This window comes from Flavihumibacter profundi (assembly GCF_020076305.1).
Taxonomy (GTDB): Bacteria; Bacteroidota; Bacteroidia; order Chitinophagales; family Chitinophagaceae; genus Flavihumibacter; species Flavihumibacter profundi.
In genome coordinates this window covers 1,896,646-1,911,126 of the sequence record NZ_JAIQXE010000001.1, presented here as the reverse complement: position 1 = coordinate 1,911,126, position 14,481 = coordinate 1,896,646, and the positions used below count along the sequence as shown (strand labels likewise).

The 14,481-nt window shown below is 41.0% G+C and carries 13 protein-coding genes; all 13 read right to left on the bottom strand.

The window, feature by feature from the left end; all coding sequences use genetic code 11:
- Nucleotides 1-4: 4 nt before the first annotated feature.
- A complete protein-coding gene (locus LAQ65_RS08250) occupies nt 5-757 on the bottom strand; it encodes an NADH-quinone oxidoreductase subunit B family protein (RefSeq protein ID WP_224116474.1) in 753 nt (250 codons plus the stop codon).
- Nucleotides 758-776: 19 nt separating this feature from the next.
- Nucleotides 777-2,276, bottom strand: coding sequence for a hydrogenase large subunit (locus tag LAQ65_RS08245; RefSeq protein WP_224116473.1), 1,500 nt, complete (start codon nt 2,274-2,276; stop codon nt 777-779).
- Nucleotide 2,277: 1 nt separating this feature from the next.
- Entirely contained in the window at nt 2,278-3,705 is a 1,428-nt protein-coding gene (locus LAQ65_RS08240) for a proton-conducting transporter transmembrane domain-containing protein (RefSeq protein WP_224116472.1), read from the bottom strand.
- Nucleotides 3,706-3,722: 17 nt separating this feature from the next.
- Entirely contained in the window at nt 3,723-4,352 is a 630-nt protein-coding gene (locus LAQ65_RS08235) for an NADH-quinone oxidoreductase subunit K (RefSeq protein WP_224116471.1), read from the bottom strand.
- A 22-nt stretch (nt 4,353-4,374) separates the two neighbouring features.
- The gene (locus LAQ65_RS08230; protein ID WP_224116470.1) at nt 4,375-5,280 is read right to left on the bottom strand and encodes a respiratory chain complex I subunit 1 family protein; all 906 of its coding nucleotides are present in this window, start codon (nt 5,278-5,280) and stop codon (nt 4,375-4,377) included.
- Nucleotides 5,281-5,283: 3 nt separating this feature from the next.
- A complete protein-coding gene (locus LAQ65_RS08225; protein ID WP_224116469.1) occupies nt 5,284-7,311 on the bottom strand; it encodes a proton-conducting transporter transmembrane domain-containing protein in 2,028 nt (675 codons plus the stop codon).
- A complete protein-coding gene (locus tag LAQ65_RS08220) occupies nt 7,311-9,314 on the bottom strand; it encodes a proton-conducting transporter transmembrane domain-containing protein (protein WP_224116468.1) in 2,004 nt (667 codons plus the stop codon). Before LAQ65_RS08220 ends, LAQ65_RS08225 begins: the two co-directional genes overlap by 1 nt.
- Nucleotides 9,315-9,378: 64 nt before the next feature.
- On the bottom strand, nt 9,379-10,143 hold the full coding sequence (locus LAQ65_RS08215) for a YoaK family protein (protein WP_224116467.1): 765 nt from the start codon (nt 10,141-10,143) through the stop codon (nt 9,379-9,381).
- A 27-nt stretch (nt 10,144-10,170) separates the two neighbouring features.
- Complete coding sequence (locus LAQ65_RS08210) at nt 10,171-10,779, bottom strand: methyltransferase domain-containing protein (RefSeq protein WP_224116466.1); 609 nt, start codon at nt 10,777-10,779, stop codon at nt 10,171-10,173.
- Nucleotides 10,780-10,976: 197 nt separating this feature from the next.
- Nucleotides 10,977-11,516 (bottom strand): hypothetical protein, encoded by a 540-nt coding sequence (locus LAQ65_RS08205; RefSeq protein ID WP_224116465.1) that lies wholly within the window; start codon nt 11,514-11,516, stop codon nt 10,977-10,979.
- Between the two features lie 335 nt (nt 11,517-11,851).
- Entirely contained in the window at nt 11,852-12,616 is a 765-nt protein-coding gene (locus tag LAQ65_RS08200) for an oxygenase MpaB family protein (protein WP_224116464.1), read from the bottom strand.
- A gap of 4 nt (nt 12,617-12,620) precedes the next feature.
- Nucleotides 12,621-13,814 carry a serine hydrolase domain-containing protein gene (locus LAQ65_RS08195; protein WP_224116463.1) on the bottom strand — a complete coding sequence of 398 codons (1,194 nt, stop codon included), beginning with the start codon at nt 13,812-13,814 and terminating at the stop codon, nt 12,621-12,623.
- A 7-nt stretch (nt 13,815-13,821) separates the two neighbouring features.
- Nucleotides 13,822-14,421 carry a hypothetical protein gene (locus tag LAQ65_RS08190; RefSeq protein ID WP_224116462.1) on the bottom strand — a complete coding sequence of 200 codons (600 nt, stop codon included), beginning with the start codon at nt 14,419-14,421 and terminating at the stop codon, nt 13,822-13,824.
- Nucleotides 14,422-14,481: the final 60 nt, after the last annotated feature.

Genomic DNA, 14,481 nt, shown 5'->3' with positions numbered 1-14,481 from the left:
CAACTCAGTTTCTTTTTTTGATCAGTTCAAGCACGCCATTAATGAAAGTGAGTGGGTGGACAGGATTGCCTGGAACATACAGGTCAATGGTATAGGCAGACAAAAAACTTCTGTTTAATGCAGGGCTTCCTTCAAATATCCCTCCACTGATGGCATCAACACCGGCCAGGATAATTATTTTGGGTTCCGGTATAGCATCATAACAAATTTGCAGTGGCTGGGCCATATTTTCGGTAATGGGGCCAGTTATTACAATTCCGTCGGCATGCCTGGGGGAGGCGACAAATTCTATCCCGAAACGGCCCATATCAAAATTCACATTACCGCAGGCATTCAATTCCATTTCACAACTATTATCCCCACCGGCTGACACCTGCCTTAACTTCAGGGAACCGCTGAAATAGTCTGAAATTTCTTTTCTTATTACTGCAGGATTCAGTTCAACCGGTTCATTGATGCCTTCCCGGATGATCAGTTTGCTGCGTTCATTGGCCGAGATTTTATAATCACGGGAAAATTGGATTTTATTGGGAAATGAAAATGAACATTCCCCGCAAAAAGTACATTTTCCTAAATCAATACACACCGGGCCTGCGGTTATTGCATTGGTAGGGCATATGTCCACTAATTCAGCTTCATTGACTTTTTCTGTGCTGATTTCCGGCCTGCCCCTGAATATGCCGGGTAATTCCGCGGTGGTAATATCCGGGATGTATTGTTTACCCTGGTGAAAAAGTATTTTCAGGTTATCTAACATGTTAATTCCTCATTTTTAGTTACAGGTCATGACCGCAATAGGAGAGGTCAAAACTTTTATTACAAATCGGGAAATCAGAAATTTCATTATTCCTCACGGCCAGGGCTAATCCCATCCAGTTATGAAAGGAAGGATCTTTTATTTTATAATGGATAAGTTCCCCGTTTTCCCCGGTAACAGCAGCGTGACAAATTTCCCCTCTCCAGCCTTCAACAAGGGAGAGGGTAAAACTATTTGGACTTGGACTTGCTAATTGAACGCTTTGGGTGCCGGCACCTGGAATTGATTGAATAAGCGTTCGGATATAGGCTATCGACTGATCGATCTCCCTTTTCCGTAAGCGGGCCCTTGAATGAACATCACCATGATTTTTTAGCAGTAACTGATGGTTTAATTCCCGGTATAAATCATGGGGATGTGAATAGCGGATATCTCTTTCAAGGGCACTCATCCGGGCTGAGATACCTACTGTGCCTAAATTTTCCGCCTGTTCCCTGGTTAAGACCCCGGTTTTTTCAAATCTTGCCAAAGCGCTGGGCAAATTGAATAATTCCTCTGAGATTTCTTCAAAGTCCCGTTCGTATGCATTCAATAAAGTTGTTAATTCAGCAGCCAGTTCATTGGTAAGAGGGAAATTGGTTTTCCCTGCACGGATTAATCCTTTTGCCAGCCGGTTACCGCACCATCGCTGGAAGAAATTTATGATTGGTGTCCTCAGCCTGCCATAAACAGCACTACCCAGTTGATAAGCTATATCAGTACACATGGCGCTTAAATTTCCTGTGTGTACAGCAATCCGCTCGAGTTCCAAAGCCAGTGTCCTGGATAATTGCAAGTCCCTCCCCGGCTGGTAATTACACATACTTTCCCACAGGTTTGTAAAAGCGACTGTGTGGCCGGCGACAGAATCACCTGCTATGTTTTCAGCCAGGGTAGCGCGTTGCAGTAATTTCTTCTTTTCTATAAATAATTGTTCTATTCCCCTGTGCTGGTAGCCCAACTGGATTTCGAGATGAAGGATTTGCTCACCATTGCATATAAAACGGAAATGTCCCGGCTCAATGATGCCTGCATGTATTGGTCCAACACCAACTTCATGCAGCTCTTCACTGTCGATTGAAAAAAATGGGTAGTCAGTAATATTTTCGTTTTTATTATACCTGTTAAAAGGGTAACGGACTGGTTTTAACCAGGGGTGGTCTGTATATTGAATGCCAAAATTTTCGTGGATCTCCCGTTCAAATTTTTCAAATGCTGGATTCTGTTTGGAGAATGTGTTAAATGGTTTACCTGTTTCCACCAAAGCTGATGAAATGTTGATGGAGCTTAATTCATCATTGGCAATACAGCAGATTAACCTGACATTGTCGTTCCAGGGAATGCCATAATAGTTCACACAGTGTGAGCCGGCACTGTTTTTCAGGGAAAGGATATTTTGTTCCAGGAATGCCGGGTAATCCAGCTCGGGGATGGATGACAGGGGAATGGTTTCATTATTACTGATACTGATATGGCTCATGTTAATGTGGTAGGTTTTTAATGGATTCCTGTATTAGTGTAACAAATTCCTGCGGCGGGTTTAGTCCCAGGTAAACAGACAAACCAAGTAAAATAAACTGTGACAAAGATTCAGCCGGACTAATTCTTTCAATCCCTTCTTCATTAAATCCAACCGGGGGAGAAAACAATAATTTAAAGATATTTTTTGCAAATGCCCAGATGATTACAGTCAGTAATAGCATAACTATAATCAATAACCAAAGGTAGCTGGCATCGAATAAGGAACGGAAGATCATGAATTCACTAATGAATAGTCCGGATGGCGGCATGGCCGTTGCGAAAAAGAAAGCTACCAGCATCACAACGGATCCGGTAAGGTTGTATTTAAAATAATTGCCCACATCATAAATACTTTTGCTTTTATAGATGCGGTAAATCTGCCCTTGCTGGAAGAATAAGCTTGATTTAATAAAGGCATGTATTATTATGTGTAAAACTGCAGCGTAATACCCAACCCCACCTGCTACCAATCCCAGCATGACGATACCGGCATGTTCGATACTGGAGTAAGCAAACATGCGTTTGATATTTTTCATTTTGGTCATATAAACAGTAGCTACGAAAATGGACAGGATGGCTGCTATCAGTATTACATGATTGGCCCAGCTATGAATGGAAGTACGTGAAACGATGGTATAAAAACGAAAAATGCCTACAAATCCCACATTCATCAAAACGCTTGACATCAAAGCGCCTGCCGGTGATGGCGCCTTGTCTTTTGCATCAATTCCTGCCGTGTACATCGGAACCAGTCCGAATTTTGCGGTAAACCCGGTAAAAATGAATATGAATGCCAGTCTTAACCAGAATACATTTAACCCGGTGGCATTTTTCAAAAGGTTACTAAACGAGAGGTCATCGGTCCCTGCCTGCTGTAAAGTAAAGCTTAAAAATAAAATACCGATAAACACCAGGGTAATGCTGATGGCACAAACAAAAACGTATTTCCAGGTTCCCTCAAGGGACCTGTTGTTCCTGCGGTGATAAATTAAGGCGGAAGCGCTTAGTGTGGTAAGTTCTACAAAAATCCAGGTAACTGCAATGTGGTTGGACAGGTAAGCAGCGCTTATCGCTGTTAGTAATGCTACCATGGCACCGAAATATATGGCTGTGTGCCTTGGGTTATCCTGTTTACTCCCAAGGTATACATAACTGTGGTACATAGCAGGAATGCTGATAATTGTTAAGGTAGCCAGCAGCAATATTCCCAGTGAATCGGCGCTGAAGTAATTCAGTTCAGTTTCATCGATATGCAGGTATTCATAAATCGTGAAACCAATTTGTAAAAACAGGAAAGCAATCACCAATAAGTAATTTATAAACTTATTCCTGTTCAGGAATATTAACACACTTAAGCTGAATCCGCCAATTAAATAAATTCCCGTCATCCTTTGTGTTATTAATTTTAGTCCCTTAAGCTTTTTAACTGATCAACGTCTACATCCTTCAGGATATCCCCGATCCTGTTTACGAATATGCCCAGTATGAAAACGCTGGCAAAGATGTCCAGTAATATGCCCAGGTTCACCAGCATAGGCATTTCATTGCCAACGGCCAGGGATAAGATAAATACCCCGTTTTCAATTACCAGGTAACCCATTACATGGGTAATGATCTTTTTCCGGGTAACAATTATATAAAGTCCTGCAAATAATGTTGACAGTGCAACCACGAAATAGATTTTACTGATCCTGGAATCGGCAATTTCATTCGATAAAAGGAAGGTGGATATAATTATTAATGTAATTATGATCAATGAAATGAAATTGGGCAGGTAAGGTTCGGCATCTCTTGTAATCCTGTTTCTCTGGATAATATAGTTAAGGAATAGCGGGATGGCGATAGTTTTGAAAATGATGGTTTCCAATAAAACAAAAGCAAGGTTCAGGGCATTGATTTCTATAAGTGAAATAAAAGCTATACCGAATAGTAAAATACCCTGGAATGCAAGGATCTTGATATAAGTAAGCAACCGGTGGGCAATGCCCAGGTATAACAGGGTTATCGTGAATATGATCAATAAGGCATTTGTCATAATATTTTAAATTAGGTAATTATTATCTGAACTCTCCCAGCACCAGTAAAACACCTAAAAAAATCAGTAATGAAACAGACGATAGAACCAGTATATATTGAGGGTTACGGTTCATCCGGAACCTGGCTGTAAATGATTCCAGTATTCCGACGCTGATTGCAAACATAAACTGGATACCAAGGAAAATCGGTATTGTAAGGTACAGTGGGAAATTCCCCATATAAAGATTGGCGATCAAAGCGCCATACATGGCGAATTTTAAATTTGTGGCAAGTGAAATAAGGCCGAGGTCAAAGCCGCTGTTATCAAGTACCATTACTTCATGAACCATTGTTAGTTCCAGGTGGGTTTTGGGGTCATCAAAGGGCATCCTGCTGTTTTCTACCAGTGCAATCATGACCAGTACTATTGTTGCAAGTACGCCTAGGACATAGGTAATGGAAGAACCGAAATGCATGGAAGTGAATATTTCCTGGAATGAGCTATGGTTTGTAAGTAATGCAAATGACCCCATAAGGATGAAAAATGCTGGTTCGGCAAACATGGAAAATAATGCCTCCCTGCTGGCTCCCATTCCTTCAAAACTGCTGCCTGTATCCAAAGCACCGATGATGTTGAAGAATTTCCCAATGCCCAGTATGTACGCGAAAAACACAAAGTCGCCATCAAATGATATGATCCCTTTTAATTCACCAAGTGGTATTATCATGATAGCCATAATTACAGATGCGAAATATATGCCTGGTGCTACCTGGAAGACAAAACTGGTTGTTTTACTGTAAATCGGTTTTTTCTTAAACAGCCTGATTACATCTTTTACAGGCTGTAAAATCCCTGGGCCTTTGCGGCCTGATGTTATGCTCTTTACCCGGTTGACTATTCCTGTAAAGAATATGCTTGCGAGTAGTATCAGTATAAAACTTGTCATTTTTTAAATCGTATTTAAAAAATTAATGAATCCTTTCAGGAAATCAAATGCCAGCGGAACCAATAAGACCAGGGTGATAAAAGCGATCCCATACAATATATAAAACTGTATGTCCCCGTTCTGTAAAAAAGTAAATCGGTTGAAAAATAACTTTAACTGGTGTAAAGGGTAATCAATTATCCATTCTTCAAGTTTATCGTAAGGCCTGGTTTCCTGTGCGCCTTTTTGTGGGAATATTCCGGTTAGCTCCGTTTTCCTTTTTTGTATGGAAAGCATTGGCTCAGCCAGTTTCCTGTATGTGCGGATAAAAGAACTTGCCGTGTATTGCATTTTTTGAGTATTGCCAGCATACCCGCAGCCCCAGGTAATGCCTGGTTCTTGCTTTGCAGCATTGGATATGCGATTTCTGATTAGTAAGATTAATCCGGTTAGGAGTAGGAAACATGCCGCACTTATTCCTATCATGGATATTGACCCGGAGAGTTTTACTATTTGCGGGTGATTATTTAAATCCTGGATATGTGTGAATAATTCAAGTGGTTTTGAAATAGCCGCTATAAATATTGCGGGAAACAATCCGATCAACAAAATCAACAGTACAACAGCATACATGGGAATTAATTTCCAGGAATGGCCCTCTTGCGGAGCCTGTTGAAAATGATGGCGGGGCCTTCCTGAAAATATGGTGCCAAATGCTTTTGTGAAGCATAACATGGCCAGCCCTCCAATCAGTGCCAGTGCGAATATGCCGAAAATAAATGATGAGAGCATTGGTTTGTCAAATCCCTGTAATCCCTTGAACATCCCATTGTAAATCAGGAATTCGGAAACAAAGCCATTGAAAGGGGGTAATCCACAAATGGCTAAGGAGGCCAATAAAAACAGCAATGAGGTATGCGGCATTTGTTTACCCAACCCGCCCAGTTTTTCTATATCCACGGTGTGCGCTGACTGGTATATGTTACCAGCTCCATAAAATAGCAGTGATTTGAATAGGGAATGATTAAGTGTATGCAGTAAAGCCCCTGCAAATCCTAAATAAGTTAAAAGGTTATTGCCCTTTCCAATCCCTATACATCCAAGGCCTATTCCAATTCCTATTATACCGATGTTTTCAATGCTGTGGTAGGCTAATAGTTTTTTCAGGTTGTGCTGTATAATGGCCAGCATTACACCATAAATGCCGGAAATTATTGAAAGGAATAAAATTATATAGCCAATTACCACGTAATCATTTTTAATCAGCAGCAGCATTCGCAGGATGCCATAAATCCCGATTTTAATAATTACGCCAGACATTACACCAGATACATGTGAGGGTGCGGCAGGGTGGGCATAGGGTAACCAGGTATGGAAGGGCACAAAGCCGGCTTTTATAGCAAAGCCGGTAAGGAAACAGAGAAATAAAGCAAGTCCTGTTAGTTGTGTATTCGATCTGGTGAATGATGTGAAAGCTGTAAAGTCATACGAGTTTGTTTTTGATGCCACCCAGATAAAGCCCACTGTAAGCAGCATAATGCAGGCATGTGACTGTATCAGGAAATTTATTCCTGCATTCAGGGTTTCGTTTTTCTTACTTTCAAAGGTTACCAATATGAAAGAAGATAATGCCATTATTTCCCATGCGACCAGGAATATGACTGAATTTTGAATTGCGCATATACTTATTAATGCTGCGTGTGCCAATACATAACTAATACAATGAAGGGTCAGGCTGGCTTTTTGTGTGCGGTATGCTTTCATATACTGCAGGCCGTAAATGGCACCGGTTATAAAAGTGAAATTGATAACCAGGATAAACCAGCCTGATAAGGCATCAATCCTGATTGGAATCCTGCCTGTTGCCAATGATCCCGGAAATATATATTCGAGATCATGCCCGGCAAGTGCCCGTATAGCCGGAATGCCGGAGAGCATGGCTAAAATGATTACGGCTGCCACAGAAATTAATCCTTTCCGCTGAACCTCCATAAATGGAACCAGCAGGACCGCTAAAAGGAGAATTACTATGAACCCCGAAAGGATGCCCATCAGATTAGTTTGAATATTGTTCCTATAAAAACCAGTACTATAAAAAAGATGCCGTATAAAATATAGGCCTGTATTTTTCCATTCTGGATAAACTTGAAATAATTCAGGGAATACAGCATCCTGTCGATGATACTGTTAAATATTTTCGTTTCAATGACATCCATGTAATGTGAAGCATACTTTCTTTTTTTGGGGAAGATTTCACCTGTTTGAATTTCCTTGTATTTTTTCCCCTCAGGTACTATGAAGTTTAACAATTTGCCAAGTGACTTTGAGAAAGATTTGCCGGTGTATTCCATCTTTGGGGTGGGGGCCGGATATCCGCAGGCCCATGTTGTTACAGCCGGCTTTGTGTTTTCGCGGGAAATTATTTTCCTTATAATAAGTATGGTAATAGAAAGCAATATAAATAGCAGGGCATATTTTCCAATGGCGGCTAAACTGTAAGTCAGGGCGGCAGGAATGAAATTAATTTCCGTTGAGACCACCGGTACAAATAACTGAACGACATTTTGGACCAATGAAAAGTAGAATTGCGGCAGGAGTCCAATGGAAAGCATTATGCAAATAATAAGGAAGCAGGGTAATAACATGGCCAGTGAAACCTCACGGGGTTGCCGGTGAAATTCTGTTCGTGGATTACCGAGGAAAATAGTGCCAAAAGATTTTGTAAATGTTAGCATAGAGATACCACCGATAAGGGCCAGGCTGGCAAAGGAGGTGATCATTATAGTTACATAGTGTACACCAATTGATTTGATGCCAATAAAAATGCCGGTATATAAAAGAAATTCAGAAACGAAACCATTAAAAGGCGGTAGCCCTGCAATTGCAATACTGCCAATAAGAAACATAAGGCCCGATCCAGGCATGTTTTTTATCAGCCCTCCCAATTTCTCCATGTCGCGTGTATGTGTTTGCTGGTAAATATTACCTGCTGTAAAAAACAATAGGGATTTATACAGGGCATGGTTAAGGGTGTGCAATAAGGCAGTGGCAAATCCAATGGAAGCCAGTACCAGATTTCCTGTTGCTTTTCCAATTAATCCTATACCCATACCAAGGAAGATGATGCCAATATTTTCAATAGTGCAATACGCAAGCATTCGTTTAAGGTCACGGTGCATTGCCGCATTCAGGATCCCGTAAAGTCCGGTTATTATGGCAACAAGGAGGATGCCGGTCCCTATTTGAAAAAAACCTGTATGCAGAAAGGTCGTAATTCTTAAAATCCCATAAATACCCATTTTTACCAGGATACCAGACATTACTCCGGATATATGTGATGGTGCGGCAGGGTGCGCATAAGGCAGCCAGGTATGCAGGGGGACAATCCCGGCCTTAAAACCAAATCCAAGGAAAAAGAGCAGGAAAAGCCATTGGTTTGGGTGATGCCTGAAGAATTTATCAATCGCACTGAATTCGAATGAGCCTTCTGCGGAATACAGCCATATAAAACCAGTTGTAAGCAGTATTACCCCAAGGTGCGTTTGCACCAGGTACCTGATTCCCGCGTTTAAAGTTTCAATTTTTTCATGTTCAAACATGAGCAGTAACAGGGCGGACAACGACATGATTTCCCAGGCTATAAGGAAAACCAAACCTTGCTGGGCCATGCAGACCCATAGCATTGCCATTTGCAATACAACAAATAATATCCAGTGGATGGATATATTGGCTTTCTGGTCCAGGTAGGCTTTTAAGTATCCTTTTCCGTATAAAGCGCCGCTTATGCAAATGATATTGATTATAAGTATGAACCAGGCAGAAAGTGAATCGATGCGTATTGAAATATTGCCTGGTGAGTAACCGGTTTCATACCTGAATTGATAGGTGCTGTTTTGGAAAAGTGCTTTTGAAGCGGGGATCGTAGAAAGAATGGCAATTAATACGACAAGTATAAGGCCACCGGTTGCTTTATGTTTTATGGGCAACAACGGTATTGCTATCAGGCTTAATAATACAAGGGTTAATGAGCCAATAGTCAATTCAAATGCTTCCATTATCAGGTATAATTAGAAACTAAAAAAATCCACTTCCTGAATATACGCTTTTAATAGCCAGTTCTTATGTTTTGGTAGTTACGATAACCGGTTTTACGGTTTTTATTTTTTTCTCAATTTTCCGGTAATAAAGTTTTGCGTTTACCCTGAAGACATCATAGAGTAAAGTGAATATTAAAATTGCAGCAGGTATGAAAAAGGAATAAAATTTCAAGCTCCTGAAAGCATAAGCGCCGAATAAGGCGCCGGCAATAAAAAATATAATGATATATATCTTCAGCCTGATCCTGGCTTTCATTTCGGCTTTCTTTTCTTTACGGACGAATTTTAATTGCGCAAGTTCAATTCCAAGGTCCGTGAATGTTCCGGTTAAATGTGTTGTACGCACCACAGATTTTGAAATCATGGAGACGAGCGCATTCTGAAGCCCCATGGCAAATAGTAAACTGCCTGCAAATATTTGTTTGCCGAAAAAAATATTTTCAAAATCCCCACCAAATAGGCCATTTGCAAGTAGTATTAAAAATTCAATGGAAATGGGGATCAAATACGAGTATCGCTGATTTTTTCCTATTATATCAAGGATAAAACTGGAAATGAATGCACCGCCAAGGAATAACAGCATCCATAGTGCAATCACCCATGAAGCCGTCCAGTCTTTTATGGAAATACTTTCTGCAAATAAAGCAGCGTGACCTGTAACATTTGTTGTTAATACTGAAAAACCCAGGAATCCTTCCCCGTTAACTAAACCTGCTGTTAAGCTTAACAGAGTGGCTAAACGAACATTATGAATATGGGTACGGCGGACTCCGGTATGTTTCAGCATATCAGGTGCAATTAAATTATGGATTGTTTACACTTTAATCCAAAATTTGAGGTAATCGTTAATCTCGGATTGTACAATATGGTATTCTTCGGGTATCTCAGTTTCAACGCTATGGTAGGTGACCAGCCGGGTTCCTTTTTTTGCTTCTTTTAATTGTTTGTAGAGACAGTGGCTATAATGTTCAAATAGCGCGGTTGAGCAGGGGATGTCCTGGTCAATCTGTTCTTTTTCAGCAATGTTTTCGTAAAAGGAATTATAGAAATAAAAATGCTGGTAATCCTTAAAATTCAGTTCGGTAAAATTGCCGTTGATAAAGGAAACATTTTTCAGTGCGAGTTTTTCCAATGCGCAATTGGCATGGTCTGTTAAGTAACTGCGTTGTTCGATGCCAATAAACGCTACATCGGGATTGTAATAGGCTGCAGCCAGGCAAAATTTCCCCACGCCACTGCCGATATCCAGAATTTTTATCCCTGGACCAGTCCTCAGGAAGGCTGCGGCTTTTTTGGCCACCAATAATGGCGTCCACTGCCGGCGGGACATTAACCTGATGTCTTCAGGATACAGGGAATTAAACTGCGCCTCGCTACCAAACCAGGCATCGATTGCAGATTCCTGTGAAAATGGCTGATCCATTATGCAAATTTACAAAACCGCGTAAACAGTTGGATTGATAATTATCACCTATTATGGCGGGTTTTTGCCTTTAGGTACATCCGCAACAGGGCTTCATATACTTCAGGTATGGTTTCTGATTGGGAACCTTGCTTTCAAACAGCAGGCAGGTCTCTATGCCGGGGATGTTTATAATAATCCGCGTCTTTTTGTAAATTTTATTTCCAACTCCAATAGCTAAACAAAATATGCACTGCATTAATATCAGGCCTTGTAAGTGGTGCAGTTTGAATCCAGTTGATACCTATGTAATTTGGGGAATTAACACGATCCTTTAAATTTAATTCACAGCTGCAATAATAGGAAAATGGGGAAGGTATATTGAGCTGGGATGTTTGCGCTGGTATGTTTTTAATTGTATCTCCATTCTTCATTATCAGGGACACATCTGTAAAATTTTCAATAGTGTAATGATAGCTGGAATCCAATTTGGGCAAGGAAGTAAAAAACAATGAATCTTCGCCATTTTTTATTACATAATCGTCCCATGGCTCCCATTCAAAGCCCGATTCATCTGGTGCTTTTAGTATTGTATCCAGTACAAATGATTGTATCTGATGTGTTGTCCTTGGTGTGGGTATGATTACTTCTGTTGGTTTTGTTTCCTTTTTGCAGGAACAGGTTGCCAGGACAAAATATAGCATTAGAAGGCCGAAGGAGTAAAAAAATGTTTTTTTATTATTGGCTTTATTTTTCATTTGGTGAATATTTAAAGGTTGAGATTTTATTTCTTTCAATAAGTTAGAATGAAATATTTTCTTGTGTAGCAAAAATCGACATATGGTGCAACCAGGAGATTTAAAGCAATTGTTTCCGATTAATGCAGTTTGTCGGGAAATATGGTTGTTTGTCGGTTATCGCGGGCCGGTAAATAGATCGGTATAACAAATAAATTGTTTACAGGTAGTTTAAACCATTGACTTTTCTTTTGATAATAGAAGGGGAATCAATTTGGCACCTGCCTGTTTGGGACGTTTCCCAGGCGGACTGCAGGTGCAAAATGAAATATTTGCAGCAGTCAATTAATTTGGTTTCAGGCATCCAATTGCCTGATCTGCTCATGGTAAGCTGCTGGCAATAAAATGGATTTCAGCAGCCAGTCTGCTTTGGCAGCCCTGAGTGTTTTATAAAATGGCATCAATGGTTTCAGGGCGGAGCCCTTTGTAAATCCCAGTAACGTTGCCGTTTGAGGCGGCACCACCAGCTTCTGTGATTCCAGCAGGATCCTGTACCGGATGGTGCCCAGGTGTTTTTTGTATTGTTTGAATAAATCGATGCTTAATGCCGATTTTTCCAGGTCCTGTTGCAGGTGTGCATCGTAGCTGAGTTGCCAGGAAGTATAGTCTGATGGCAATCGGGGGATCTGCATTCGATTCCCCAGTTTCAGGAAGTTGTCGTATACGGCTTCTTTTTCAGCATTTGTTAAACTTCTTTCCAGTATTTCAAAGGAAGCAATGGAATAATGGATCAGCATGTACAGTACATCGCGGAAGGCCCATTCTGGGATTTTCGCTCCCCTTGCTTTTTCAACATGGCCGTGTATGTCGTTTATGGAATCGATGGTGGCGAAAGCGTCTTCTTCGGTAGCGAAAATGATTTTCCGGGCATAAGAAACTGTTGAGAAAAGCCGGCCAATCGGGTCTTTGGGAATTTTTCCGGTGAAGTATAGCCAGTCCACCGCCTTATTCAATGCAAATTCTGCGGCCGATCCGGCGAAGATCAGCAGGATGGTATCAGCCTTTCCCCAGATTTTGCGGATAATATGGTCTTCCGCAGCGAAGTATTTAATACTGTTCACTTTATCAGGGTTTCAATGTAAGGTCCAGTAATTCATCCTGAAATTCCTCGAACACTTTTTTTAAGTTGCTATCCCCGGCTGTTCCATAATTCACCAGGAAGGCATGGGTTACCCCTTTATTCTGGAAATAAAATAAGTTCGCGGAATATCCCAGGTCCCGGCCGGAGTGCCCAACCCCGGCATCTTCACCACGGTCAATGAATTTTTTCATAATTCCATAGCCATATTGGTTGGGGAAATCAGGTTTGCCATAGGTTTCCATTGTGGTCAATGATTTCTGGGTTAGGATTGTCTTTTTGATTAAAAGCCTGTCAATGAATGAGTACAAATCAAAAACATCTGAATACAATCCGCCATAACCGTTACCACTACCCGTAACAAGGTTCGAAACATTTACAATGGTGTTGTTATTGTATAAATCGAAATATCCCTGGGCGGTGTTGGCTGGTAACTGGTCGTATGGCTGGTAAAAGGTTTGGCTTAATGCCAGCGGATGGAGCAGGTATTCTTTTAAGAGGTCTTCATGTTTTTTTCCAGTTGCTGCTTCCAGTATAAGGGATACTATAATCGTATTCGTATTAGAGTAAATTGCCGTATCGCCGGGAGCAAAGACGGGGGCTTTGCCATATATAATTTCCAGCAGTTCTTCCTGTTCCCATTTTTTTACCGGGTTGTTTAATACAGCGAGGTAAAATTTGTCTTCATCTATAACATCTGGAATGCCTGTTTCGTGTTTCATGCATTGGCCCAGCGTAATCAATTTTCCATTCGGCAGCTTATCAGTAATACGGGAAGGCAACCATTTTGTTATGGGGTCATACAGGGAGTTATAGCCAATGCCTGTATTGACTGAATCTTCAATCATTTTAAATACAAGGGTGCCCATAAATAATTTGGTGATACTGGCTATTTTGGCAACCTGTCCAACCCTGAACGGGATTTTCTTTTCTATATCCGCATAACCGGTTGAACCAACCCAGGTACCGTTTTTGTCGTTGACGAGCAATGAAATTCCGGGTAGTCCCTTTGTCTTGTATTTTTCAAGCAGGTCGCGGAATGCTGCATTTTTGGGGTGGTTATTGCTGGAGTCTGCCCAGGGTACATCCCTAGACTGATCGAGTGTATGTGCTATCTGTGCTTTCTGGCAGGCTGTCAACAGCAGGTATGCAAAAATAGCCAGGGTGTATATCTTTTTCATGGATTTTTTATTTTTTTCCGGGCAGGTAAAAGGCAAAACCGATGGCCAGTTGGTTATAGGGTAATATGGGTACGTAACTGTTAACAAATGGTGCCTGTATTCGCTGCTGGTATTCTATGAAAATCCTGCATTGCCGGGTATTGTTCCAGTTGAAATCGTAATTGGCGCCGAGGGTAAATGGAACCATCACTTGCGGCCTGCCTATTCCCTTGGCATTTACATACTCGCCCGAACTGTTTTGCTTTAATACGGCTGTGGTAGCAATTGAATGAAAATAACCCAGGCCAAGACTTACATCTGCGCTAAAATGTTTCACTATCCTGTATCTATAGCCGCCGGTCACGTAAATCGGGATGCCGTTTTGTACAAACTGGTGGTAGAAATAACCAGCTTTCAATTCCCAATACCAATCGTGCTTATTTTTCTCTTTCACATGGCCCCAGCCAAATTCAAATCCGGCATGCACAGGCTCATTGAAAAAACCTGCGAATTTCCCAAAAGGATAGGCGCTGGCATTGTCGGTGAATGCAGCGGAAACGTATTGTCTTTTTTGGGCAGAGGCTGTAAGTGTAAGCAGCAATAACAAGCCGCCGATTATTTTTTTCATTGTTCCTATTAATGTTAATTAATACAAGATGCTTAGGGAAGTTAAATTAAATAAAAATAT

Coding starts and splice junctions, on each gene's coding strand:
- LAQ65_RS08225 (WP_224116469.1), bottom strand. CDS start 7,311: ATGGGCATCCTTTCGGGGTTCATAGTAATTCTCCTTTTAGCGGTCCTG.
- LAQ65_RS08245 (WP_224116473.1), bottom strand. CDS start 2,276: ATGAGCCATATCAGTATCAGTAATAATGAAACCATTCCCCTGTCATCC.
- LAQ65_RS08215 (WP_224116467.1), bottom strand. CDS start 10,143: ATGCTGAAACATACCGGAGTCCGCCGTACCCATATTCATAATGTTCGT.
- LAQ65_RS08195 (WP_224116463.1), bottom strand. CDS start 13,814: ATGAAAAAGATATACACCCTGGCTATTTTTGCATACCTGCTGTTGACA.
- LAQ65_RS08250 (WP_224116474.1), bottom strand. CDS start 757: ATGTTAGATAACCTGAAAATACTTTTTCACCAGGGTAAACAATACATC.
- LAQ65_RS08210 (WP_224116466.1), bottom strand. CDS start 10,779: ATGGATCAGCCATTTTCACAGGAATCTGCAATCGATGCCTGGTTTGGT.
- LAQ65_RS08235 (WP_224116471.1), bottom strand. CDS start 4,352: ATGACAAATGCCTTATTGATCATATTCACGATAACCCTGTTATACCTG.
- LAQ65_RS08220 (WP_224116468.1), bottom strand. CDS start 9,314: ATGGAAGCATTTGAATTGACTATTGGCTCATTAACCCTTGTATTATTA.
- LAQ65_RS08190 (WP_224116462.1), bottom strand. CDS start 14,421: ATGAAAAAAATAATCGGCGGCTTGTTATTGCTGCTTACACTTACAGCC.
- LAQ65_RS08230 (WP_224116470.1), bottom strand. CDS start 5,280: ATGACAAGTTTTATACTGATACTACTCGCAAGCATATTCTTTACAGGA.
- LAQ65_RS08205 (WP_224116465.1), bottom strand. CDS start 11,516: ATGAAAAATAAAGCCAATAATAAAAAAACATTTTTTTACTCCTTCGGC.
- LAQ65_RS08240 (WP_224116472.1), bottom strand. CDS start 3,705: ATGACGGGAATTTATTTAATTGGCGGATTCAGCTTAAGTGTGTTAATA.